General features: G+C 40.0%; 22 protein-coding genes and 5 pseudogenes. 9 read left to right on the top strand and 18 right to left on the bottom strand.

Annotated features, from left to right (window positions below; translation table 11 throughout):
- On the top strand, window positions 1-436 hold a 436-nt coding region (locus R5R67_RS00005; RefSeq protein WP_318754723.1), incomplete at its 5' end, for a hypothetical protein.
- Between the two features lie 7 nt (window positions 437-443).
- On the opposite strand, the gene R5R67_RS00010 is transcribed toward R5R67_RS00005, so the two are convergent.
- The gene (locus tag R5R67_RS00010) at window positions 444-1,343 is read right to left on the bottom strand and encodes a LysR family transcriptional regulator (RefSeq protein ID WP_002040689.1); all 900 of its coding nucleotides are present in this window, start codon (window positions 1,341-1,343) and stop codon (window positions 444-446) included.
- A 97-nt stretch (window positions 1,344-1,440) separates the two neighbouring features.
- On the opposite strand from R5R67_RS00010, the gene R5R67_RS00015 reads away from it, so the two are divergent.
- Window positions 1,441-1,563: a hypothetical protein gene (locus R5R67_RS00015; protein WP_002062434.1), complete on the top strand. Its 123-nt coding sequence runs from the start codon at window positions 1,441-1,443 to the stop codon at window positions 1,561-1,563.
- Window positions 1,564-1,625: 62 nt separating this feature from the next.
- Here the strand turns inward: R5R67_RS00015 and R5R67_RS00020 are convergent, their stop codons facing one another.
- From R5R67_RS00020 to R5R67_RS19700, 8 genes and pseudogenes are all read right to left on the bottom strand, one after another.
- Window positions 1,626-2,387, bottom strand: coding sequence for a ThiF family adenylyltransferase (locus tag R5R67_RS00020; protein ID WP_000130932.1), 762 nt, complete (start codon window positions 2,385-2,387; stop codon window positions 1,626-1,628).
- Between the two features lie 334 nt (window positions 2,388-2,721).
- Window positions 2,722-5,478 (bottom strand): aconitate hydratase AcnA, encoded by a 2,757-nt coding sequence (gene acnA, locus R5R67_RS00025; RefSeq protein ID WP_001151979.1) that lies wholly within the window; start codon window positions 5,476-5,478, stop codon window positions 2,722-2,724.
- A gap of 124 nt (window positions 5,479-5,602) precedes the next feature.
- Window positions 5,603-6,415, bottom strand: a complete 813-nt coding sequence (locus R5R67_RS00030; protein ID WP_000549986.1) for a TatD family hydrolase — start codon at window positions 6,413-6,415, stop codon at window positions 5,603-5,605.
- Complete coding sequence (locus R5R67_RS00035; protein ID WP_000958109.1) at window positions 6,415-7,356, bottom strand: RsiV family protein; 942 nt, start codon at window positions 7,354-7,356, stop codon at window positions 6,415-6,417. The genes R5R67_RS00030 and R5R67_RS00035 overlap by 1 nt, the downstream gene beginning before the upstream one ends.
- A gap of 87 nt (window positions 7,357-7,443) precedes the next feature.
- Window positions 7,444-8,286: a hypothetical protein gene (locus R5R67_RS00040; RefSeq protein WP_001054079.1), complete on the bottom strand. Its 843-nt coding sequence runs from the start codon at window positions 8,284-8,286 to the stop codon at window positions 7,444-7,446.
- Between the two features lie 69 nt (window positions 8,287-8,355).
- The gene (locus tag R5R67_RS00045) at window positions 8,356-9,945 is read right to left on the bottom strand and encodes a peptide chain release factor 3 (RefSeq protein ID WP_079548077.1); all 1,590 of its coding nucleotides are present in this window, start codon (window positions 9,943-9,945) and stop codon (window positions 8,356-8,358) included.
- 296 nt (window positions 9,946-10,241) lie between these two features.
- Window positions 10,242-11,141 (bottom strand): annotated as a pseudogene (locus R5R67_RS00050) (IS3 family transposase); the annotation flags it as partial.
- Window positions 11,130-11,339, bottom strand: a pseudogene (locus R5R67_RS19700) (GIY-YIG nuclease family protein); the annotation flags it as partial. The pseudogenes R5R67_RS19700 and R5R67_RS00050, both read right to left, overlap by 12 nt.
- Before the next feature lie 9 nt (window positions 11,340-11,348).
- Here R5R67_RS19700 and R5R67_RS00055 point away from each other — a divergent pair.
- Together R5R67_RS00055 and R5R67_RS00060 are read left to right on the top strand one after the other, a co-directional pair.
- Window positions 11,349-11,586, top strand: a pseudogene (locus R5R67_RS00055) (IS3 family transposase); the annotation flags it as partial.
- Between the two features lie 56 nt (window positions 11,587-11,642).
- A complete protein-coding gene (locus R5R67_RS00060; RefSeq protein WP_000407076.1) occupies window positions 11,643-12,074 on the top strand; it encodes a PPC domain-containing protein in 432 nt (143 codons plus the stop codon).
- 414 nt (window positions 12,075-12,488) lie between these two features.
- Here the strand turns inward: R5R67_RS00060 and R5R67_RS00065 are convergent, their stop codons facing one another.
- Window positions 12,489-13,127, bottom strand: a complete 639-nt coding sequence (locus R5R67_RS00065; RefSeq protein WP_318754724.1) for a glutathione S-transferase — start codon at window positions 13,125-13,127, stop codon at window positions 12,489-12,491.
- A gap of 15 nt (window positions 13,128-13,142) precedes the next feature.
- Window positions 13,143-14,162 (bottom strand): NADP-dependent oxidoreductase, encoded by a 1,020-nt coding sequence (locus tag R5R67_RS00070; protein WP_002050967.1) that lies wholly within the window; start codon window positions 14,160-14,162, stop codon window positions 13,143-13,145.
- 142 nt (window positions 14,163-14,304) lie between these two features.
- On the opposite strand from R5R67_RS00070, the gene R5R67_RS00075 reads away from it, so the two are divergent.
- Window positions 14,305-14,913 carry a TetR/AcrR family transcriptional regulator gene (locus tag R5R67_RS00075; RefSeq protein ID WP_002050928.1) on the top strand — a complete coding sequence of 203 codons (609 nt, stop codon included), beginning with the start codon at window positions 14,305-14,307 and terminating at the stop codon, window positions 14,911-14,913.
- A gap of 107 nt (window positions 14,914-15,020) precedes the next feature.
- The gene (locus tag R5R67_RS00080) at window positions 15,021-15,251 is read left to right on the top strand and encodes a hypothetical protein (protein ID WP_002050964.1); all 231 of its coding nucleotides are present in this window, start codon (window positions 15,021-15,023) and stop codon (window positions 15,249-15,251) included.
- Between the two features lie 83 nt (window positions 15,252-15,334).
- Here the strand turns inward: R5R67_RS00080 and R5R67_RS00085 are convergent.
- The 3 genes and pseudogenes from R5R67_RS00085 to R5R67_RS00095 all read right to left on the bottom strand — a co-directional run bounded on the left by R5R67_RS00085 (window position 15,335) and on the right by R5R67_RS00095 (window position 18,582).
- Window positions 15,335-16,462: pseudogene (locus tag R5R67_RS00085) on the bottom strand (alkene reductase).
- A gap of 199 nt (window positions 16,463-16,661) precedes the next feature.
- Window positions 16,662-17,339, bottom strand: coding sequence for a type 1 glutamine amidotransferase domain-containing protein (locus R5R67_RS00090; RefSeq protein ID WP_002050954.1), 678 nt, complete (start codon window positions 17,337-17,339; stop codon window positions 16,662-16,664).
- Window positions 17,340-17,424: 85 nt separating this feature from the next.
- Complete coding sequence (locus R5R67_RS00095; protein WP_002050973.1) at window positions 17,425-18,582, bottom strand: iron-containing alcohol dehydrogenase; 1,158 nt, start codon at window positions 18,580-18,582, stop codon at window positions 17,425-17,427.
- A 183-nt stretch (window positions 18,583-18,765) separates the two neighbouring features.
- Between R5R67_RS00095 and R5R67_RS19705 the strand changes: the two are divergent.
- A pseudogene (locus R5R67_RS19705) lies at window positions 18,766-19,100 on the top strand (IS3 family transposase); the annotation flags it as partial.
- Between the two features lie 84 nt (window positions 19,101-19,184).
- Here R5R67_RS19705 and R5R67_RS00100 read toward each other — a convergent pair.
- From R5R67_RS00100 to R5R67_RS00115, 4 genes are all read right to left on the bottom strand, one after another.
- Complete coding sequence (locus R5R67_RS00100) at window positions 19,185-19,487, bottom strand: putative quinol monooxygenase (protein ID WP_002050969.1); 303 nt, start codon at window positions 19,485-19,487, stop codon at window positions 19,185-19,187.
- A gap of 335 nt (window positions 19,488-19,822) precedes the next feature.
- Window positions 19,823-20,653, bottom strand: a complete 831-nt coding sequence (fghA, locus tag R5R67_RS00105; RefSeq protein ID WP_002050963.1) for an S-formylglutathione hydrolase — start codon at window positions 20,651-20,653, stop codon at window positions 19,823-19,825.
- A gap of 228 nt (window positions 20,654-20,881) precedes the next feature.
- Window positions 20,882-21,994 (bottom strand): S-(hydroxymethyl)glutathione dehydrogenase/class III alcohol dehydrogenase, encoded by a 1,113-nt coding sequence (locus R5R67_RS00110; RefSeq protein ID WP_000842149.1) that lies wholly within the window; start codon window positions 21,992-21,994, stop codon window positions 20,882-20,884.
- A gap of 21 nt (window positions 21,995-22,015) precedes the next feature.
- Window positions 22,016-22,291: a metal/formaldehyde-sensitive transcriptional repressor gene (locus tag R5R67_RS00115; RefSeq protein ID WP_001133624.1), complete on the bottom strand. Its 276-nt coding sequence runs from the start codon at window positions 22,289-22,291 to the stop codon at window positions 22,016-22,018.
- 467 nt (window positions 22,292-22,758) lie between these two features.
- Here R5R67_RS00115 and R5R67_RS00120 point away from each other — a divergent pair, with 467 nt between their 5' ends.
- Window positions 22,759-23,754 carry a zinc-dependent alcohol dehydrogenase family protein gene (locus tag R5R67_RS00120; RefSeq protein WP_086497674.1) on the top strand — a complete coding sequence of 332 codons (996 nt, stop codon included), beginning with the start codon at window positions 22,759-22,761 and terminating at the stop codon, window positions 23,752-23,754.
- The gene (locus tag R5R67_RS00125) at window positions 23,744-24,760 is read left to right on the top strand and encodes a zinc-dependent alcohol dehydrogenase family protein (protein ID WP_002050956.1); all 1,017 of its coding nucleotides are present in this window, start codon (window positions 23,744-23,746) and stop codon (window positions 24,758-24,760) included. Before R5R67_RS00120 ends, R5R67_RS00125 begins: the two co-directional genes overlap by 11 nt.
- Window positions 24,761-24,769: the final 9 nt, after the last annotated feature.

A 24,769-nucleotide genomic window follows, 5' to 3' on the forward strand; every position in this document is an offset into this window, starting at 1 on the left:
CCACAGCACACCAAGCCTCCCTTATCCATTCACCATGAAACCCAATAATCACTCCACTGAAACCAACACTCCTCCAGCCATTGATGTAGAAAAATTCGTAGCTAAATTAGAAAGTATTACCTCTAGACGCAGTAAAGCGCGTTGTGCACGTAGCATCCGTATTGCGCTTGAGTCTGCTGGTGCCGATGTTGAAAATCATCCGATTGCAGCATCTGATTGGGGCGATACCCTCAAGAAAATTGGCTATAAAGAAATAAATCCAGCCTTTGATGAGCCACAAGAAGGCGACATTTATATCATTCACAGAACCCGCAACCATATTTACGGTCATATCGCTGGTTACACAGGAAGCGAATGGGTGTCGGACTTTAAACAAAGTAGTTATGACGTCTATAAAGATGATAACGTCACCTATACTTACTATAGATTAGGCTAATTCACTTCTAAGATAGAAACATTTGATGAATTTGCTCGGCACAATGCTGAATGATTTCATCATGGCCTTTTCTATAGACCAGTAAAACTTCCGAAAGAGATAGGGAATCTTCCAAAGGTATTAGTTTTACATTGGCAGGTAAGATTTGTTGAAACTCCGCAGGAACAATACCTACCCCTAAATTTGCCGCCACGAGCTGTAACTGTGAAATCTTACGCGACTGAATGGAGGCTTTTTGTGGGGTAAATCCTGCGGCTAAACACAGATTTGCGACCAAATAACTTAAGCCTCCTCTTTCGGCATGAGGTGTTGATACAAAACACTCATCTTTTAAGTCTTTTAAATAAACCTTTTCTGATTTAGAAAACTTGGCATGATCAATATGCACAGCCACCATTAAAGGCTCTTCATATAACTTAAGAGTATTTATACCATCTAAAGTATGCCGAACTGGTGGGCGGATCAAACCGATATCAATTTCACCATTTAATAACGCTAAGATTTGCTGCTCGGATGATAAGGTATTAATCTCAAAGCTCAACTGCTGCGTTAAGCTAACTTCTTTTAATATCTGCACCTTTGTATTATCCACGACAATACTGCTGGAATGAGCAATTTTAACCTGTCGATTTTTCCCTTCCGAAACACTTTTAGACAGATCAATAATTTCATTTAAATAAAGCAGGTTATCTTTTATTTTCTTATAGAAGACCTCTCCTGCTGCCGTAAGTTTTACTCTTTTATCCGTGCGATCAAACAACAGAAAATCAATTTCTTCTTCTAATAGTTTCATTTGTCGACTTAAAGCAGACTGGGCAATAAATAGCTTTTCGGAAGCAGCGGTAAAACTCCCTTCTTCAACAATTTTTATGAAATATTGGAATTGTTTTAATGTGAGCATTACCATCTCAAAATTAGATCATTTGGTCTATTTTCTATATTAGATTAGATAGATTCCCTTCGCTAGAATTTTAATCAAGACCATTCACTTAATTGAATTCTTCATGAAGTACTTAAAAGGTTTCACAATATGTACCATCGTTATTTTAATTTTATGGTGCTTTAAATTTTATGATCAGCAATTACCCATACATCCCAAACAAGACAATATAGAGCTATATGATTAAATAGTTTTTCCCAAAACAAAAGGCATGCACTCACATAAGCACATGCCTTTTCAATATTTAAATTAGGCTTTCTTTAAATCGAGTTTTTTCAAAACTTCGGCTACAGCAATCATAGCAAAGCTTGAAGTCACCACCACCGCTGAACCATAGCCACCACAGCGCAACCCAGCCGATGGGCAGACATCTGCGCTTGAAAATGGATTGTCGATTGAGTAAATACAGGTAATGCCAAATTTCTCTTTTGGCTTTTTACAGATGCCACGAGCACGAAGCTGACTACGTAACTTCGCTAACATTGGGTCTTGTTCTGTTTTTGATAGATCCGCCACGCGAATTTTAAGTGGATCGAGCTTACCACCTGCCCCACCCGACACAATCAAAGGAATTTTGTTAAAACGACAATGGAGCATTAAAGCCAGTTTTGCTTTAACATCATCGATGCAGTCCAAAACAATGTCTGGTACAGGGTTTAAAAGCTCTGCAACATTTTCAGGTGTTAAGAAGTCGTCAATAATATTGACTTTAATGCGTGGGTTAATTTGGCGACAACGCTCCGCCATAATCTCAACTTTTTCACAGCCCAGAGTTGAGGTCATTGCAGGTAGCTGACGGTTTACATTTGACGCTGCAACCACATCCATATCGACTAATGTGATCTCACCAATACCTGTACGCGCTAAAGCTTCTACCGCCCAACTGCCAACCCCACCAATACCAATCACCATCACATGACTTTGTTCATAGTGCTGGAACGATGAATCACCATAAATTTTGGCTACACCTGTAAAACGGCGGTCATATTCATCTTGTTGAAGATCGGTCATTGCTACTCTTTGAGGGGATATAAAACACGGGGAGTATTTTACTGCTTTTCAGAAGAAAGTATATTTCAGATCAAAGAAAACTTGAGATAGCGATATTTGAGTTCACGACAAGTCTTATCATTATAAATCAAATTATATTATTTAAGATTTAAGTCATTATTTACTAACGTGACAGGCGGCATGGATGCCACCCAGTTGGGCTGCGGTATAGGGACATGCCGTCAGCCCGACAAAGGATTTTTGTTACTTTTCATCCTCGAAAAGTAAGGATACCGCTATATACCCAACATTAGCTCATACACATTCATTATAAGGCCATGCTAAGTTTATCGATTTATGAAGCAATCAAATTCCGAAGTACATAATGCAAAATACCACCTGCCTTAAAGTACTCAACCTCATTTAACGTATCAATTCGACATAACACATTAAAATGACTGGCTACCCCATTTGGCCCTTTCACATCAACCTCAAGAATTTCATGAGGCTGAATACCATCCGATAAACCACGAATCGAAATGACTTCATGACCCGTTAAGTTGAGGGACTGTCTGGTTTGGCCATCAACAAACTGTAATGGCAACACGCCCATACCCACCAAGTTTGAACGGTGAATACGTTCAAAACTTTCAGCAATGACAGCTTTTACACCTAACAAGTTCGTTCCTTTGGCAGCCCAGTCACGTGAAGAACCTGTTCCGTATTCTTTACCAGCAATAATCACAAGCGGTGTATGTTCTTGTTGGTAACGCATTGCCGCATCATAAATGGCAAGCTTCTCACCACTTGGCACATGTATGGTATTACCGCCCTCTTCGCCGCCGAGCATTTCGTTCTTAATACGAATGTTAGCAAAGGTGCCTCGCATCATGACTTCATGGTTACCACGTCGTGAACCATAAGAGTTGAAGTCTTTTGGCTCAACACCTTGCTCTTGTAAATAGCGGCCAGCTGGACTGTCTTTTTTGATATTACCCGCTGGTGAAATATGGTCAGTGGTTACCGAGTCACCAAGCACTGCCAAAATACGTGCCTGTTCAATATTCTTGATTGGTTTTGGTGGCTCACCAATACCTTCAAAGAACGGCGGATGACGAATATAAGTCGAGTCATCAGCCCATTCGTAAGTTTTACTTTTTGGAATCTGAATCGCTTGCCAGCTTTCATCACCATCAAACACCGCAGCATATTCTTTGTGGAACATGTCGGTATTTACTTTTTGTAAGACAGCATCAATTTCTGCCTGACTTGGCCAGATATCTTTTAAGTAAACAGGTTGCCCATCTTTACCTTGCCCGATTGGTTGAGTCGTTAAGTCTGTACGGATATTCCCAACTAAACCATAGGCAACCACAAGTGGTGGTGAGGCAAGCCAGTTGGTTTTAACTAATGGATGCACACGCCCTTCAAAGTTACGGTTACCCGAAAGTACAGATGCCACGTTTAGATCATGACACTGAATCGCATCTTCAATTGGTTCAGGTAAAGGACCTGAGTTACCAATACACGTTGTACAACCATAACCAACCAAGTTATAGCCCAACTCATCTAAATACGGCGTAAGCCCAGCCGCCAATAAATAGTCGGTCACGACTTTAGAACCAGGCGCAAGTGAACTTTTTACCCACGGTTTACGCTGCAAACCCTTTTCAATTGCTTTTTTAGCAAGTAAACCGGCTGCCAACATGACACTTGGGTTAGAAGTATTGGTACATGAAGTAATCGCTGAAATCACGACATCACCATGATTTAATGGATATTCTTGCCCTTCAATTACACAAGATGGGCTTTCATGCTGAATATTGGCTTTGGTCGCTTCTACAGCCGTACCGCCACCGCCTTCATTTTCTAAACGTTCTTTCGCTTCTTTGGCTGGCTTAAGGGTTAATTCCATGAGCGCATTAAACGTTTTAGGTACTTCCGATAAAAGTACGCGGTCTTGAGGGCGTTTTGGACCTGCCAAACTTGCCTGAACCGTACTCATATCTAAACTTAACGTATCTGTAAACACAGGTTCATCACCCGCATTACGCCATAAACCTTGCGCCTTGCTATATGCTTCAACCAATGCAATACGGTCACTTTGACGACCAGTTAATTTCAAATAACCCAAAGTCACTTCATCAATTGGGAAGAAACCACAAGTTGCACCATATTCAGGTGCCATATTAGCGATGGTTGCACGGTCAGCAAGTGGTAAGTCGGCTAAGCCATCTCCATAGAACTCGACAAATTTACCCACTACACCTTTTTGGCGAAGCATTTGAGTAATGGTAAGCACCAAGTCAGTTGCCGTAATCCCTTCTTGTAATTTGCCGGTTAGTTTAAAACCGATCACCTCAGGAATGAGCATAGAAATAGGTTGGCCTAACATGGCAGCTTCTGCTTCAATCCCCCCAACACCCCAACCTAATACCCCTAGACCATTAATCATAGTGGTATGTGAGTCTGTACCCACTAAGGTGTCAGGGAAAGCAAAGGTTTGTCCGTTGTCTTCACCTAACCACACTGCTTGAGCCAAATACTCTAAATTGACCTGATGGCAAATACCGGTACCTGGTGGCACAACACTAAAGTTATTAAATGCAGATTGTCCCCAACGCAAAAATTGATATCGCTCGCCATTTCGCTGCATTTCAATTTGAACGTTTTCTTCAAAAGCCTGATCATCGGCAAAATGGTCTACCATCACAGAGTGGTCAATAACCAAATCTACAGGTGATAACGGATTAATTTTTTCAGGGTCACCCCCCGCTTCAGCCATTGCAGCACGCATTGCGGCTAAGTCAACGACTGCCGGAACGCCGGTAAAATCTTGCATTAAAACCCGTGCAGGTCGATATTGAATTTCTTGATCTGAGGTACGGGTTTTTAGCCACTCAGCTAAAGCATAAATGTGTTCTGTTTTAACACTGAGCTGATCTTCAAACCGTAATAAGTTTTCCAACAGTACTTTTAATGATTTCGGCAGTTTGGCAATGTCACCTAGCTTTTTCTCGGCTTGGGTTAAGCTAAAAATCTGATAATTGCTGGAACCTACTGTTAGCGTCTGTAAAGCATTAAAACTATTGATATTGCTATACTTAGCCATTGGGTTATCCTCCCATGTCTGGCAATGTTATTTTTCACGTTTTTACATGTTGTTTTCTTACTTTAAGCTTCTTTTTTAATCGCTGTGTTTTGTTTTAGTTACTATTTCTAATCTTTGATTTTTATTACGATAATTTCAAAGCAGATAAAGAGTTTTTCCACAGCAAATCTGCTAATTCTGACTCTGCCATATTTAAATTTTCAGCCAAACTTTTTAGTACATAAGGTAAATTCACAGGCGTATTTCGAGTACGCTGCTCAGTTGAAGTTTGGCAGCAAAGTGGCGTCATATCAGGACAGTCTGTTTCAATCACTAAATGCTCGGCACCTATAGCCTGCACAACCGTATGAAGCTTTTTCGCATTGGGGTTCGTGATTTGTCCCGTCACACCAATTTTAAAACCAAGCTTAATCAGGCCTTTTGCCTCCTCTACTCCGCCACTAAAGGCATGAGCAATGCCACCGAGTTTAAACTTATGCGCTTTTAATAGTGCGAGCACATCACCATGTGCTTTTCGTATATGAAGCAACACCGGTTTTTGGTATTGAGTTGCCAGATCTAACTGATCACCAAAATACTGTTTTTGCTTGGCATATATATCGGGCTGCTTGTGTTCCTTTAAGAAGGTATCTAAGCCGATTTCTCCTATTGCGACGCAGTCTTCTTGCTGCAAAATCTGTTCAAGATGAGAAAGATGCTCTGGTTTGTGCTGCTCAATATAAAACGGATGCAACCCCGGTGCTAAATAAGAAGTAGGCACGTTGTCCCACTGCTTGAGCTGATGATGGGTTTGTACCAAATCATCAAAACGTGACTGTAAAAAGCCTATTAACACCAGAGCATCCACACCCACTTTTTTAGCTTCAAGTGCTAACTGGTGCCGATCTTCATCAAAATCGGCAACATCAAAATGGGTATGAGTATCAAACAGATGCATTAGCTGGCACTTTTTGCGGCAGGTGTCGAAGCTGGTTTAGCTTTAGGCTGCGGCAAATATTCTTCTTTCAATACTTCTTGTAATTGGTCATATGGAATGACTAAACGAGGTAGCCCGACCACATAAGGTCCAATTTCATATTCGCCATATTGAAGAATCAAGCCTTGGTCACCTAATAGGAAATTTTCTGTGAGTTTAAACGGCCAAGCTTGCTCATATTCACTCACACTATTTGCAAGTTTTGAGTCTGTCACCCAAGCTTTAAACGCTTCATGTGCTAATTTTTCTAAAGCCGCTTTTTTCTCTGGACGTAACAAGTCTTCAAGCTTGACCTGCTTTTCTTTCTTTAAATCAAAATTATAATATTGCTGCGCTGCCGAGCCATGTGCCCCGCCTAAATAGCTACTACTATTTACAACAACAGTTACGACTTTACCTTGAGACTGTATGATTTTAGGTTTCACCAACAGATTAATCTGGTGATTACTACTTAGAGCCTTTAATTCATTGTCCAAATCAATAAATGAATTTGCATAGCGCTGAACCTGAGCATCGAAACTATCTTGTTGCTCTGTAGCGGCAGCTACTGAAGCTTCTGTCTTCTTATCAGCTTGTGCTGCTTTTGCATCTGGTTCTGCAATTTCAAGAATCTGACCAAGTGCTTTTAAAACTTGTTGATCAATAATCTTATCAATAAAAGGGAAATTACTTTGTAGGCGTTCTACCGTAAATTCGGGACAAGTTTTACCATCACAATCCGGTAAAGTCACTTTACTTGGAACTGTTTCTCCTTTCAAAGTCAGTTCTACAGGCTTTTGTTCAACCACAGCCGGTTTTTGCTGATCTTCCGACTCTTTAGGATCACTTTTAGGCTGACATGCCACCAAAAATATCGCAGAAGCAAGTAGCGTTAAACGTAGCGAAGCCTTAGAAGTTAACATCATATTTTGCCTTTATTCTGAGAAGATTATGCATAACTCATATGAAGTTAGCGCATCTACAAGTAGGTTGCAAATTCTGCTACCAACTTAAAACATTTGTTCATAAACCTGAGGTTGCAATATTTTTTTCGTTTGTTCTGTTGTTAAATAAATATCAAGTTGAGGCGCATCTTTCGTAATCTGATTTGCCTGATAGTGCAAACCTACCCCTTCACCATCAAAGAACCAGTCAGCTTGTCCCCAATATAAAGTTTTTGGGGCTTGTTTTTTGACATCGGCAGTTTGCTTTTTCAACCAGTCCTGATACGCAGTTTGAACAATTTGATGTACTGTCGGTTGCTGGTCTTTTTTAAGCACATCAAGCAACGTTAAGTTTTTATGCAGTTTACGATCAGCCACGAAAAAATAATAACGGTCTTTTATAGTGACCTCTTCTTGTTTACTGTCTAAAGCCAGTTGCAATAACACATACTGGTTACGCTGCGAGGCAATGCGTGTACGAATGTGTAATTCATAAGCACGATTTTTAGAATACTTATCTTGCCATTCATCCGACTTTTTCACGTAAGCATTAATCGCTTGTTGAAGGCTTAAATCTTTTTTCAAATTAATTTGAGCCTGAATAACTTTCGTCTGATTTTTTTCAATCCAGCTATTTAACCACGCATCTTGGGTTTTTATGGTTTGAATATCGACATCAATACAATTTTTCTTTTCACAAAACGGCACTGCATAATTTGCTTTGGTTTCGGTCAAATTTAAATAAGGTAAAACCTCTGCTTTCTCAACCGGATGGTCTTGAGTAGAAGCTGAATTTTCTTGAGAAGATGATGAAGACTGAGGCTTTTTCCAGACAAATACACAAATAGCCAAAATTAGAGCTATGGCTGCAACCACAAGCGCAATAATTGTCTTTTTACTCAAGTTCATTTCATCATCCTTTCTTATTTTTCAAAACAAAACAGCTTCTATTCGAAGCTGTTTGTCACATTTACATGATTAGTGTTCACGTGTGCTACGGAACTCAATATCAGGCCAACGCTCTTGCATAATCTGCAAGTTCACTCGGCTTGGCGCAAGATACGTTAAGTGTCCGCCACCATCAATAGAAAGTTGGTCATGTGCCTTTTTCTTAAACTCATTAAGAATCTTTTCATCATCACAATGAATCCAGCGCACTGTATTTACACTTACTGGCTCATAAACACAGTCAACTTTATATTCTTCTTTCAAACGGTAAGCAACAACGTCAAACTGAAGTACACCCACAGCTCCCACGATCAAATCATTGCTAATTTGTGGCATAAATACCTGAGTTGCACCTTCTTCAGACAACTCTTTCAAACCTTTTTGCAACTGTTTTGACTTTAACGGGTCTTTCAAACGTACACGGCGGAACATTTCTGGCGCGAAGTGAGGAATACCTGTGAAGTGCAAGTTTTCACCGCTAGTGAAAGTATCACCAATCTGGATTGTACCGTGGTTGTGTAAACCAATAATATCGCCCGGCCATGCTTCTTCTAAGTGCTCACGCTCGCCTGCAAGGAAAGTCAACGCATCACTAATACGAACTTCTTTACCAATACGTACGTGATTCATTTTCAGACCTTTCTCGTATTTACCTGAACAAATACGCATGAAGGCAATACGGTCACGGTGTTTAGGGTCCATGTTGGCTTGAATTTTAAATACAAAGCCAGAGAAACCTTCTTCTTTTGCTTCAACCATACGCTCTTGCGTTGGATGCGCTTTAGGTTCAGGTGCCCAGTTCATAAATGCATCGAGAACGTGGTCAACACCAAAGTTACCTAATGCTGTACCAAATAAAACCGGAGTTTGTTTACCTTGTAAGAAAAGTTCGCGGTCTAATGGCTCATTTGCCATTTGTACAAGCTCAAGTGACTCTTCAAAAGAAGCCCAAGCTAACTCACCAACTTTTTCACGAATATCAGCGTGATCATAGCCATCACGTACTTCAATATCGGTAATGGTTGAACCAAAACCTGCTTTGTAGACATACAATTTATCTTCAAGAATATTGTATACACCAGCAAAGTCACGACCCATACCAAGTGGCCATGTAATTGGTACACAGCGAATGTTTAAGACATTTTCAATTTCATCTAACAACTCAAGTGGCTCACGAATTTCACGGTCCATTTTGTTGACAAATGAAATAATTGGTGTGTCACGCATACGACACACTTCCATCAATTTAATGGTACGTTCTTCGACACCTTTTGCACCGTCAATCACCATCAGTGCGGAGTCAACAGCAGTAAGGGTACGATAAGTATCTTCCGAGAAGTCTTCGTGCCCCGGTGTATCGAGTAAGTTAATCGTGTGACCTTTATATGGGAACTGCATAACAGACGTGGTGATCGAAATACCACGTTCTTTTTCCATTTCCATCCAGTCAGATGTAGCTGCACGATCAGATTTACGGCTTTTTACCATCCCTGCAACCTGAATCGCTTTACCCCATAACAACAGTTTTTCTGTCATGGTGGTTTTACCGGCATCGGGGTGGGAAATAATAGCAAAAGTCCTACGAGCCTTTACTTCTCTAGCTAATTCATCTTTAAACATAAGAAAAATCTACAATATGTACACAGTTATGTACACATTTCTAAATATGTACTAAAACTGAAAAAGTGGGAATTCAAAATTGGCATAATTGTAGCAGATTTAGAGTTGTATAGGCATAGGTGGAAATCCAGTGGCTTTTTTTTGGGGGGAGAAAACACCTAGTTTTATAAACTCAATTTATCTCTTTGCTTCGGACTTTTCGGCTTATCGGGAATTGATGTTTGCTGGATTAACAGGACACTCTTACTTAGGAGATTCTAGGCAGGCAACTTGTAAAAGTCCTCTGCCATTTGATTTGGTGCATTATTGTAGCAATCGCCTTTTATACTCATCGAAGCCTGAAATCCATATTTTTCAATCATATTGCGATATTCATGGCTACAATATTGGCTTCCTCTGTCCGAGTGAACGATTAATTTTCGAGATGGTTTATGATTGCCAACAGCCATGCTGAGAGCATTGCAAATAAGTTGGGCTGTCATCCGTTCACTTAAGTTATAAGCAACTACCTGTTTAGTACAAAGGTCTTTTAAAGCTGCTCGATATAACTGTCCTTCGGCTGTCCAAATGTACGTTATGTCACTGACCTATGCTTGATTCGGGGTTTCCATTGAAAATTGTTGATCTAGCAAATTATCGTAGACAGAACGCTTGTGGTCACTATTCCTAGTTCATTTAAAACGCTTATGGCACTTACAATACAATTGATTTAACCTTTTGATACAACGGACTGCATACGCGCTAATTTGAATGCCTTGTGATTGTAAGTATCTCGTTAAGCGAATATGGCCATAACTTTCTTTAGTTTCTTGATGGGCGATTTTGACCAAGATAGTCTGCTGATATGTTTGAATCTTTCGTTGGCTTAAACCTTGTTTAAGCCAATCATAAAACCTTGATATTGAAAATTTTAGTAGTCTAGCCATCATCGTCGTTGGATATCTATTTTTTTATGCTCTTTCATATAAGCTTACCTCACTAATTTTCCTTGGCAAAGTACGCTACTGCTTTTTTTAGGGATTCTCTTTCCATTTCAGCAGTTTTGAGTTGTTGTTTTAGCTTTTTATTCTCTTCAAGCAGCGCAACGAGATAGGGTAAATATTGTTGTGTACCCGCTAATGTCCCTGCTTTGGATTTCTTGTGTCAATTGGAAAGAGTCTAGATGAAATTCCAAGTAGTCTTGCTGTTTCTGAAACAATGGGTACATCTTTATAAAATGCTTTAGCTAATGAACGGTACAGCATGGTTGATTCAGTACAATTTTCAAAGATAGTACGTGTACGGCCATCTTTACGGAAACGTTTACCATCAACCGTTTTAGCTTCAGAAGTAAAATTAATATCTGCTAGATAAACTAATAAGCCGTTTAAAATATAGTAATTACTTTCAACTAGTTATAACCCAATTTTTGGTATAATGCAGTGACTGAAAGCTTCTTTCATACGTTAAAAGGTCACGTGGTACATGGGAGCGTTTTTTCGACTCGAAAAGAAGTGAATGCAGTCTGTTTGACTATATTTCGATTTATTATAATCGGGTCAGAAGACATTCTGCAAACGGCTGGTTAAGCCCAGAAGCGAAGCCTTTGAATAGAAATATTTCAAAAATTTAGAGGTATCAGTTGTCCACGATACTGTCTAGGATCAACGGTTCATATGTTATTATGTAGTGAGGTATACAATTATTAAGATAACGTTATGGAAATAGTAAATACAAAATTACTAGCTGGAGCTTTTATGGCCCTAACTTTAACTATGCTTAGCCCTGCCGTACTTGCAAATGATAACAATGATATACGAAAGACTGTTGTAGTTAAGTTTGCAAAAAAAGCTTACTCTGCAAATTATTACGGAAGGATAGATGGATACAAGTATGATTCCTACAAATTTTATGCTAAAAAAGGGCAAAAGTTAAAAGTGAGGTTGACTGGAGGAAATGTTGAAACTTACTTATGGGGTAATCAATTAAAAGACTCCATCAATCTTGGAGAATATTCTCCAGAGCTTGATGATAATGGTATTTATATTTTACCTGCTTCAGGTGAGTATGAAATTAGAGTATTACAACCTAGATCACAGGCAAGAAAAGATAAAAAACCTCAATATTGGATGAGTATTAACATTAAATAAAGACTTGCTAGATTCGTTTAAACTTTTATAAAAGGGTTCAAAAACTATTGCCAGTTAAACGGGGCGTGATTTTTACGTATATGTGTTTAAGTTAGTAAAATGATGTAGTTTACTTGTTTAATACCCCGAGGAATAATTTAATCTTGCTGAGCCTTAGTCACGTTTCTTTCTTTCAAAAGTTGATTATATCTTTCAACGTAACCGTCGTGATATTCAAACTCTTTTGATAGGAATTTGCAGGGGAAGAATAGGCAAAACTTGCCTTAAATAATGGTAATTCCTTATCTTTAAAATAGAGAACGCCCGATGAAATTCATTAGGCGTTTAATTTAAATAAGTGTCAGCTTATTTTATAACTAGATGTACTTGTCAATCATGATTCTTTTTCTCAATTGCCTTAAAAAAACAATCTTGCTATTTTTGACTTTTCACACCATTTTGTTCAATTTGTACTGCGGCTTGCCAGCTAGGTAGTTGGCTTAAAACTGCTACGTAACGTTGGATATGGGGATAATTTTCACCTTGTCCCATATGATAAACTAAAGCATGTAGTCCAAAGCCCATCATAAAGTCAGCACCGGTTAAACGGTCTGCCACTAGAAATTCTTTATCTTTTAAATATTCATTTAAATGGCCAAATACTTTATCGAACTCAACTTGAGTATAATTTTCTAGAAATACCAACTTCGTACCCTGCTTGGTTTCTATCGCATTAAACGTTTTTAACAAAAATGGCAGCATGGCAGAGCTTTCTGAGAAATGAATCCACTGTAGATAATCGACATAGGTAGGTTCATCCATATCTGGTGCTAAATGCGGCGCAAGTTGCTGAATTAATAACTCAACGATTGCGCCTGACTCTGCAATAACTTTGCCATCCCATTCCAATACTGGAGATTTCCCTAAAGGATGAATGGTTTTTAAAGATTCAGGGGCCAAATGCGTGTTTAAGTCACAATAATAGCGTTTCAGCTCATAGGGCTGCTTGATTTCTTCAAGCAACCACAAAATGCGAAAAGAACGTGATTGATCTAAATGATGTAGTGTAATCATGATAATTCCTATTTTTTAAATCTTTACAACGACTTTGCCAAAGTTTTCGCCTTTCAACATACCATTGAAAGCATTGATTGTGTTATCTAAACCTTGCACCATATGCTCTTTATATTTGATTTTTCCGTCTTTCAACCATTCAGACATTTGCTGATAGAATTCCGGATACTGACTGCCATAATCATCAAAAATAATAAAGCCTTGCATGCGAATACGCTTTTTTAAAAGGGTGGAAATAAAGCCCGGTAAACGGTCTGGCCTTTGTGCTTGCTCGGTAGTGTTATACTGGGAAACCACACCACACACCGGTACACGTGCCGCAGAGTTAAGCAATGGCCATACCGCATCAAACACTTTACCCCCCACATTCTCATAATAAATATCAATACCGTTGGGAGCTGCTTGTTGTAATTGTTCTGCAAAATTTTCATCATGATGATTGATACAAGCATCGAAGCCGAGTTCTTCTACTGCATAACGGCATTTTTCAGCCCCACCTGCGACGCCAACCACGCGACAACCTTTAAGTTTGCCAATCTGTCCAACCGTAGCACCAACAGGTCCCGTTGCAGCTGCAACGACTAAAGTTTCACCGGCTTTAGGCTGACCAATGTCCAACAACCCCATATAAGCAGTAAATCCTGGCATTCCCAAAATACCCAATGCCCAAGATGGATGTTCAGGTTGCATACCTAAGCTTTGACATGCTGTCCCATTAGAAATTGCGTAGCTCTGCCAGCCATTTCCTGAAAGAACCCACTCGCCTTCTTTGAATTTTGGGTTTTTAGAGGCCATCACTTGACTGACTGTTCCACCGACCATCACTTCGCCAATTTCAACCGGTGCTGCATATGAAGGAGCATCACTCATGCGACCACGCATATAAGGATCGAGTGACAAGTAAATGGTTTTTAACAATATCTCGCCTTGTTTAAGTTCATTGAGTTCAACTTGTTCAATACGAAAATCGCTGTGTTTTGGCTCACCCACTGGCCGTTTAGCTAAAACGATGCGTTGATTAATAACTGTTTTCAAACATATAACTCCATGTTTTATTTAGAAGTATTTCGCTTCACAATCAAAAATTATGATTAAAATTTCTTTACACCCATTGTAGATGAGTTATAATAAAAAACAATACGACTGGTCTATTTTTACAATAGAGTAAACAATTAATATGAAGCCTAATCCTATTAAAAAGTCTGAAGCGAAGCGCTTACACATTCTTAACACCAGTTCAGACCTGATTTTGCATAAAGGTTTTACTGGCGTAGGATTACAGGAAATTTTACAGAGCTGTGAAATCCCTAAAGGCTCGTTTTATCATTATTTCCAATCCAAGGAAGCTTTCGGATGTGAATTGGTACAGCATTATGTAGATAATTACCAAGTCCGTTTAAATGATGTATGGCGTAGTGATAAATCCCCTTATCAAAAGCTGATTGAGTATTTTAATTTATGGATAGAAGATCCTGAAACACAGTGTGGTTGGGCGGATAGCTGTTTAATTGTGAAACTTGCCGCAGAAGTTGCCGATCTATCTGAAGATATGCGCTCCATTATGTCCGCTGGCGTCGATGATGTAATCCAACGGATTGCTGGTTTAATTGATTTGGGAAAACAGGATCAGTCTATCCAAGCAGATACCGAGGCCTCGACGTTGGCACAAGTACTTTACCAAATGTGGTTAGGTGCAGCATTACTGAGTAAGTTGCAAAAAGATAAAACACCATTACATCAAGCGCTGAGAGCAACTAAATTTCTATTAAAAAGTAAAGATTCATAAAAATTAATTAAATATCAACCACATAATTCATAATAGCAGTCCAATGATTACATATTATTGTATTGCTATTAGATCAATTTACAATCCATGAATGAGTATAGCGCACAATGAATTCTTCTTCTAAAGCCCTCATGACTCGTATTTTAGTCGGATATTTAGGCTTATATCCCACACTATTACTGGTACTCACTTTATTAAAGCCAATTACTGAGCATCAAAGTTTCCCGATGATGGTGTTGATTGAAGTCATAGTATTAGTGCCAGTAACGCAACTGATTTCTTTCCCACTGGCAGGTTGGCTCATTACACAGCTAAGAAATTTTAAGAACTTGTTTTAAGAAGAAATTGTGCTGGCAACAGCAATCCTAAGTCCTTATTTTGCCAACCACAAAGGTTGGCAAAATAACTCATTAAGTCAATATTAATCTGCGTAAGCTGGATAATCAATATAGCCTTTTTCCGTCCCACCATACATAGTGCTTGCATCTACTGTATTCAATGGCCAGTCATTCGCGATGCGATCGGGTAAATCCGGATTCGCAATAAATGGGCGTCCAAATGCAATTAAATCGGCCAACCCTGCCTCTAAAATTCGAGTCCCTCTTTCTGCCGTATATCGACCTGCATAAATAATCTGACCACTGAAAGTGTCTCTGACATCTTTACGAAAATCATGAGGAAGTTCTGGTGCATTATCTCAATCAGCTTCTGCAATAGATAAGTAGGCAATCCCAACTTCTTCAAGTATTTTTATGGCTTCAATATAAGTTACATGTGGATCATCTTCAACCAACCCCATGTAAACACGATCTTCCTCTGTACTTTCAAATAGCGGGGCAAAACGCACTCCTAAACGATCTGCACCAACCACCTCAGCAACGGCCTCTACTACTTCACGTAAAAAACGCAAACGATTGTTTAGTGATCCACCATATTCATCTTCACGGTGGTTACTATGTGCAGAGATAAATTGATTTACCAAATAACCATTTGCACAATGAATTTCAACTCCATCAAAACCAGCAGCCAAGGCATTGCGTGCAGCTTGAGCATAGAGTTGCACTAATTTTTTAACTTCTGCATTGCTTAAAGCACGTGGCATTGAAGGATCAGCCAAGGCACCTGCATTGGGCCCGGTCTCAATAAAGACTTTAACATTACTATCAGCCTTAATAGCCGAAGGCGCGACCGGTGATGCATGATTGGGTTGCAAAGATGTATGTAAAACACGCCCAACATGCCAAAGTTGTGCAAAAATAATGCCTCCTTTAGCATGCACTGCTTCCGTCACTTTACGCCATCCAGCAATCTGTTCAGGGCTGTGAATACCGGGAGTCCAAGCATAGCCTTGACCACGTGGCTCAATTTGCGTACCTTCGGTGACCATAAATCCTGCCCCGGCACGCTGTTGATAATAGGTTGCCATCAGTTCATTTGGAATATTCCCTGGCTGAGTACTGCGCGACCGCGTTAATGGTGGCAATACAATACGGTTTTGCAAAACATAAGGGCCTAAGCTTAAGTTTTGAAAAAGTTTACTGTCATTCAATTCATTGTATCCAAGTCATCATGACTTAATTGATCTAAATTAAATACCCATCCTTCCTGTATATAGAAAAATAAAGGAAGGAAAGCTATTCACTCAGGCCCTTCACCATTAAGTGACGATTATTTTGCTTGTTGCGCCAGTTGCTCAAAGTCAGAAGTTTTATTCACTGCAAAGCACCACAACAGACACTAGCTACTCTTTATTTCAACAATTGAAGTAATGCTGTAGCGGTTGCAGCAGAAGAGGCTGGATTTTGTCCAGTAACCAGCAAGCCATCTACTTGAACATGTACTTGCCAATCTTCTACTTTAGAATAATGACCACCGTTTTCTTTAAGCATGTCTTCAACTAAAAATGGTACAATTTTAGTCAAACCTACAGCCTCCTCCTCAGTATTGGTAAAACCAGTCACCAATTTACCTCTGACTAAAGGCGCTCCATTACTTGCTTTCACATGACGAAGAACACCTGGGGCATGACACACTGCTGCAACAGGTTTGCCAGACTGAATCGCCTGTTCAATCAGAGAAATTGAAATCGGATCTTCTGCTAAATCCCACAATGGGCCATGCCCGCCTGGATAAAACACTGCATCATAATCAGCTACAGAAATTTCGCTAAGTTTATGCGTCTGTGCCAATGCTTGCATTGCAGTTGGATCAGCTTCAAAACGATGAGTGGTTTCAGTTTGCGCATCGGCCAAATTACTTTTCGGATCTAATGGTGGCTGCCCACCTTGAGGCGACGCCAGCGTAACTTCAGCACCAGAGTCAATAAAGGTGTAATACGGTGCAGCAAGTTCTTCTAGCCAAAAACCTGTTTTCTTACCAGTATTGCCAAGTTGATCATGTGAGGTTAAAACGATTAAAATTTTCATGTTATTTCTCCGATAATTTTCAGGATTGAGGAGCATTGTTGCATGATCACTTGTCGTGTATCGTGACCATGACAGATACGCTTATTTAGATGCTCGCCTCGAGAATTTGGCGACTGATCTCTAATGAAACATTTTTATGTTCGCCTAGCTGTGTAAGATTGTGTGATTTAAGTTGCGTAATGATGATCTCAATATCTGTCTCCCCCAGTCCATAATCGCTAAGACGGGTCGGCAATCCAAGTTGCTCAAAGAAGGCTAGAGTATGAGCAATAGCAGTATCAATACGTTGTTCTTCATCACCTTCGACAATCTGCCAGACTCGAGCTGCATACTGTAGTAATTTTTCTCGCTTCTCTTGACGACGCACTTGTAGATTGGCCGGCAACACAATGGCTAAGGTACGAGCATGATCAATACCATGTAAAGCCGTGAGCTCATGCCCAATCAAATGGGTTGACCAATCTTGTGGTACACCAGCTCCAATTAGCCCATTCAGTGCCATGCTAGCAGCCCACATCAAATCCGCACGCGTGTCATAATCTGCTGAATCGTCCAAGATTTTCGGTCCAATCTCAATCAGAGTTTGCAATAGACCTTCGGCAAAACGATCTTGTACTTGTGCATTGACAGGGTAAGTTAAGTACTGTTCCATGACATGAACAAATGCATCGACTACGCCATTTGCTAATTGGCGCGTCGGCAAGCTAAAAGTTTTATTCGGATCTAGTACGGAAAATTGCGGAAAAACATAGGGGCTGCTAAATGACAATTTGGCTTGGGTCGATTTTCTGGTGACTACCCCACCGCTATTCATTTCTGAACCAGTTGCCGGAAGGGTGAGTACACTCGCAAAAGGCAAAGCTTGAGTAATTTTAGTACCATGGGTTTCTAAAATTTCCCATGCATCCCCTGTATAATTGACTGCTGCTGCAATAAATTTAGTACCATCAATTACCGATCCACCACCGACAGCCATCAAGAAATCAATCTTTTGTTCACGAATCAGCTCTACAGCTTTCATGAGGGTTTCATAACTCGGATTCGGCTCAATTCCGCCAAATTCATGAATTTCTCTTGCACCTAATGCTTCACGCACTTCAGCTAAAGTACCATTCTTACGTGCACTTTCACCACCAAACAACATTAATACTTTTGCTTCTGTAGGCACATAGTCATTGATTTTAGCTATTGTATCGCCACCAAAAATAATGCGGGTCGGATTATAAAAGTTAAAATTCAGCATATTTTTATCCTAGGATGATCAGCTAATTGATTTGAAAAACCACCGTTATTCATCAAATAAACTTTAAAAAATTGGACAACACTGCGGCTTTTGACTGCACCATGTGCTAACTATACATAAAAATAGACCAGTCGTCTATTTTTATAAAAATTATTTCAGCTTACCGACTTGAGTGATGGTTAAACACATTCAGGCTTGTTCTATACCACTTTTATTATTGATGTATTTTCACGAGCGATTGTTGAATGGAAGGTATCAACACGCTTGACTACTGACATGGTCGTGAACGCATTGGCTAAAACAGTGAATGGCTCATACAAAATAGCGATGATTGAATATTTTAAAAGCAGTTTGGCACGGTTTAGCAGATGTACAAATGCGACAGTAAATTAGATAGATTGGTTCAATATAAAGCATGTAAATAGTTGCATTCGTTTATTTACCCTGCCCTGTTTTGGATATTGACCCATTTAAATGATGGGATTAAACCAATAAATAAAGTAGGACAACTTGAATAAAAGCCTCTGACAAACCTCACAGGGTTGAAGTGCTGCCTTTCATTCAAAATTTCAGGCAGCACCCTCATACATTTAAGCGTCGGTTTAACCTGGTAGTTTACTCGCCAAAACATCTACTTTCTCAATAGACGGTGGCTCTGAAAATAGATCATCGGCCTGAGCCATCAAAGCAGCTGCAACCTTGCCAGATAAATGTGCTTGGCGACCCGCCTCATCAGGAAATGCATCAAAAATACCAAATGTTGTAGGTCCAAGACGTAGGCCGAACCACGCAACTGTCGCAGGTTCTTCCATTACGATTGGTAAACCGCCTTTAAGGAAAGCTTCCACTTCGTCTTCTTTACCTGGTTTAGCTTCAAGACGGACATATAAAGCTGTTTTAAGCATGACTAAAACCCCACAATTGATTAAAATTCAAACTCATTCTGACATTACTAATGTATGCATGTCAGAAAGTTTTGTTGTACAAAGGTTAAAAACAATTTTCCATAGCAGAGCCAAAATCTGATTTTTTTATTTCGGCATAATGCTATGAATTTATTCAAGTTAATACCATTAACATTTGAATCAAAAAATCAAGATATGAGATGATTAAATTCAATCTTAGTTATATAAGGATCAATTGATTCGTCCTTAGATTTATAAGCTGACCTCTTCATCTGGAAATTATATTGCTCAAGAAGCATTCAAGAACAACATGTATATCCTCATATCTATGAAAGTTATTTTGCTAGGAATTTGCTGTGAAACTCTATATGTTTCTCTATAAAGCTCGCAATGAAGTAATAGCTATGGTCATACCCTTCTCTTAGGTTAAGTGTAAGAGGATATTCTTGTTCCAAACAAATATCACTAAGAAGCTTAGGTCTTAACTGTTCTTCAAGAAAATCATCAGCTGTTCCCTGATCGACTAAAATAGGTAAATGAACTTCAGCGTTTTTGATTAATTCAATCGCATCATAGCTTTTCCATAAAGTTTCGGTTTCACCTAGATAGTGTGTAAAAGCCTTTTTCCCCCAAGGTACTTGGCTAGGTGCAACAATTGGTGCAAAAGCAGAAATACTTTTATACAGCTCAGGATTTTTTAACCCAATTACTAATGCACCATGACCACCCATGCTATGACCCATAATACTTTGGACTTGATTGGTCGGAAAATTTAGGTCAATCAGATTTCTGAGCTCTTCCACAATATAATCATACATTTTGAAATGCTGCGACCAGGGTGCTTGTGTTGCATTCACATAGAATCCTGCACCTTGGCCTAAATCATAATCTGCATGATCTGGTACATCCTCTCCACGTGGGCTGGTATCTGGTGCAACAACAATGACTTTATGTTCAGCCGCATACTTTTGTGCTCCGGCTTTAGTAATAAAGTTCTGTTCGTTGCAAGTCAGTCCTGATAACCAATATAAAACTGGCAACCGCTCATCTTTGTCATGAGGTGGCAGATATATTGAGAATTTCATTGAACAGTTTAATGCTGTTGACTGATGGCGATACACTTCTTGCGATCCACCAAAAGAAGCATGTTTCTCAATTATTTCCATAATCAATTACCTATGTTGAGCAAGACTTCATGAGAAATCGAGTAAACAAAGAGTCTCATATTCTCCACAGAGAATAGTGATAAAGATTTAAAATGTAGGCAGGTTTGTTGAACCTATACACGATGCCTACACAGATAGATCGGTTTTACAGATAATGTGCCGTTTTAGAGGATTCCATGCATGTCATTCATGATGCACATGCATGGAAAACTGTAAGGTCTGACGGAATTATTCGTAATGAATTACAGTACGAATTGACTTACCTTCATGCATTAGATCAAAGGCTTCATTGATCTGATCCAAGCCCATCGTATGTGTCACAAATGGTTCTAATTGAATTTTACCTTTCATGGCATCTTCAACCATTCCTGGAAGTTGCGTACGACCTTTTACGCCACCAAAGGCAGAACCTAGCCATTTACGACCAGTAACAAGCTGGAATGGACGGGTAGAGATTTCCTGACCTGCGCCAGCTACACCAATAATTACGGATTGTCCCCAGCCACGGTGTGCACTTTCAAGGGCTGCACGCATCACATTCACGTTACCAATACATTCAAATGAATGATCTACACCCCAGCCAGTCATTTCGACAATGACTTGCTGGATTGGTTTATCGTAATCTTTAGGGTTCAAGAAGTCCGTTGCACCAAACTCTTTTGCCAGCGCAAATTTATCTGGATTCATGTCAACCACAATAATACGCCCTGCTTTAGCTTGACGTGCGGCTTGTACGACTGCCAGACCAATACCACCTAAACCAAAGACCGCAACACTATCACCTTCTTGTACTTTAGCCGTGTTATGTACTGCACCGATACCCGTTGTTACCCCACAACCCAGTAAGCAGACATGTTCGTGATTGGCTTCAGGATTGATTTTAGCCAATGATACTTCTGCCACTACAGTGTATTCACTGAACGTTGAGCAGCCCATATAGTGGTAAATCGGTTGACCATTGTAGGAAAAACGAGTGGTACCATCTGGCATTACGCCTCTACCTTGAGTTTCGCGAACGGAAATACACAAGTTCGATTTTCCAGATTTACAGAATACGCACTCGCCACATTCAGCGGTGTAAAGTGGAATTACATGATCACCTGGTTTGACGCTAGTCACGCCTTCACCAACCTCAACTACGACACCAGCACCTTCATGCCCGAGAATAGCCGGAAAAACACCTTCAGGATCATCGCCAGATAAAGTAAATGCATCTGTATGACACACACCGGTATGGGAGATCTTGATTAATACTTCACCTTTCTTCGGTGGTGCAACATCAACTTCAACAATTTGAAGAGGTTGACCAGGACCAAACGCAACGGCAGCACGTGACTTCATGGAATAATTCCTTATACAGATCTATTTTAAATATGATTTTAGAATCTTGGCGATTTCAGCCAATTCTTCTTTTCGTTGTTGTTCTGTGGTTTCACCTGATACTAAAGTGTCCTTTAAATGAACCTCTAACATCTCATTCATCAAACCATTAATAGCACCACGCACAGAGCATATTTGTTGCAGAATTGCACCACATTCCACATTGTCTTCTAACGCTTTTTCAATCGCTTGCGTCTGACCTTTGATCTTTCTGACGCGTAGAAGAATCTTTTTTTTGTCTTCAACCTGATTAGGCATCAGATCTCCTTATTTGCTAGCATTAATACTATAGTACCCCATAGTATAAAAAAAGCAATAATTTTTATAAATCGAAAATTAAAAAGATCTTTAGCGAAAATTTTCTATCCCTGTTTTTAGTTTTTTTAAATTAACATCATAGAGTTGATGCCAAAGTCACAAAAAAAATGGGACTTTTAGCTCCCATTTTTTATTTTGTCTCATGTTCTTTGTAATGCTGTGACCTTTTAGAATTATGTTTCAAATTTTAGCCACTTTGTAGATATTTTGAACGTTTCAAGCCTTGAAAATACTACCGACAGTTTAGATTAAACTGCCTTTACAAACTGTACTAGAATATTTTTAGTGAGCGGATGATATTTATTATTCATTATTTAGGAATTATTAAATCCTATAAATATCATTTATTGGATTAATTAACTTTGGTACTGTGCACATCATCCCCCAGTTAAAAATAAGGAACAACTATGAATAAGATGATGAATGCTCTTATCCTAGAAAATTTTGGTGATCATGAATTTAAACGTGTAGAACTCCCTATACCTCACCCTGAGGCTGGGCAAGTTCTGGTACGTATTCATGCTAGTGGTGTAAACCCTATTGATTATAAAATTCGTCTTGGTGAAGCACCATATGCTATGCCAGAGCTTCCTGCCGTGTTGGGAACAGATATGGCTGGGGTTGTAACTGCTGTTGGTGAAGGTGTCACCGACTTCAACGTCGGGGATGAAGTTTACGGTCTGATTGGTGGCGTTCGTGGTCTTCAAGGATCTTTAGCAGAATATGTTGTCGTAGATGCTGATCTGATCGCATTAAAGCCACGGAATATCTCTATGCGCGAGGCAGCAGTACTACCATTGACGTTCCTCACCGCTTGGGAAGGTTTAGTGGATCATGCGAAGGTCCAACCAGGTCAAACTGTACTGGTTCAGGGTGGTGCTGGTGGCGTTGGTTATATGGTGGTTCAGCTTGCAAAAGCACTTGATGCAAATGTTTGGGCGACTGGTCGTACAGCTGATCAATCACTGATTTCAGAACTCGGTGCAACACCTCTCGATTACACAACAGCATCTTCCGATGACATTATTGCTGCAAGCCCTGAGGGTCAAGGTTTTAACATTGTTTACGACACTGTGGGTGGTCCAGTACTAGAAGCTTCACTTTCCATGACAACTCACTATGGCCACATTACCAGCTGTGCTGCATTTGGTAATCATAATTTAGCGAGTTCATCTCTACGGTGTGCCACACTGTCTGGCGTATTCGTCCTATTGCCGATGTTAACAGGCAATCGCCGTTCTCATCATGGTGATGTCCTTAAGATCGCTACTCGTCTCGTTGAGGAAGGTAAACTGCGTCCTCTTGTTGATCCTCGTCATTTTACTCTAGACCAAGCGATTGAGGCTCATGATGCTGTTCAAGATCGCTCTGCCAATATTAAGGTCGTGATTGATGTCATTTAACGCACTTCAGGCCAAGACTTGGCGCTTCAATTCTATTGGAGATACAGATGTTCTGACATTAGAAACACTTCCTGTTGCTTTACCAGCCGCAGGAGAAGTTCTAATCCAGATGAAAACGATCGGACTCAACCGGGCTGATGTGATGTTTCGGCGTGGTACTTATATTCAAAAGGCAGTATTCCCCTCTCGTCTGGGATATGAGGGAGCAGGCGTAGTTCTGGCGATAGGTGAAGGTGTACGCCAATTTTCTCCAGGAGATGCAGTATCGATTCTTCCGACTGACAATCTAGCCAAATATGGGACATATGCGGACAAGCTTCTGATTCCAGAAACTTTTTTAGTTCACAAACCCGATAGTTTAAGTTGGGAAGAAGCTTCTTCAATCTGGATGCAGTATTTGACGGCTTGGGGTGGTGTAATCCATGCTGGTGGAGTTTCGAAAGGAAAAACGATCTTGATCACAGCAGCTTCAAGTAGTGTAGGATTAGCTGCGATACAGATAGCTGAAGCAGCGGGTGCTAAGGTCATTGCAAGTACACAAACGATAGAGAAAAAGCAACGTTTACTAGATCTCGGTGTTAAAGATGTTATAGCCAGTGAAGATGAACCAGATTTGTATGAGGCGCTTGTTTCACGTTTGGATGGAGAACATCTTGATGTCGTCTTCGATGCTGTAGGAGGGCCGCATATTGAACAGATTGCAAAAGCGATGTCTGTAGGAGGAACGATGGTTATGCATGGTGCACTTAGCCCTGAGATCACACCATTTCCGCTTAAAGTTGCATTACGCAAGAGCTTAACCATGCGAGGTTTTTTGTTCCTTGAGGTTCTGCATGACCCTGTTCTAAGGGAGCAAGCCAGACGATTTATTCTTAGCAGTATAGGTGCAGGATATCTTCGTCCAGTGATCGACCGTTGCTTTAACTTTGAGGACATGCATGACGCTCAGCGCTATCTTGAATCAAATCAGCAAATAGGAAAAATTGTAGTTACTCTAGATACGTGATGGTCTTAT

The organism is Acinetobacter sp. OYA S30 (genome assembly GCF_033599315.1).
GTDB lineage: Bacteria > Pseudomonadota > Gammaproteobacteria > Pseudomonadales > Moraxellaceae > Acinetobacter > Acinetobacter baumannii.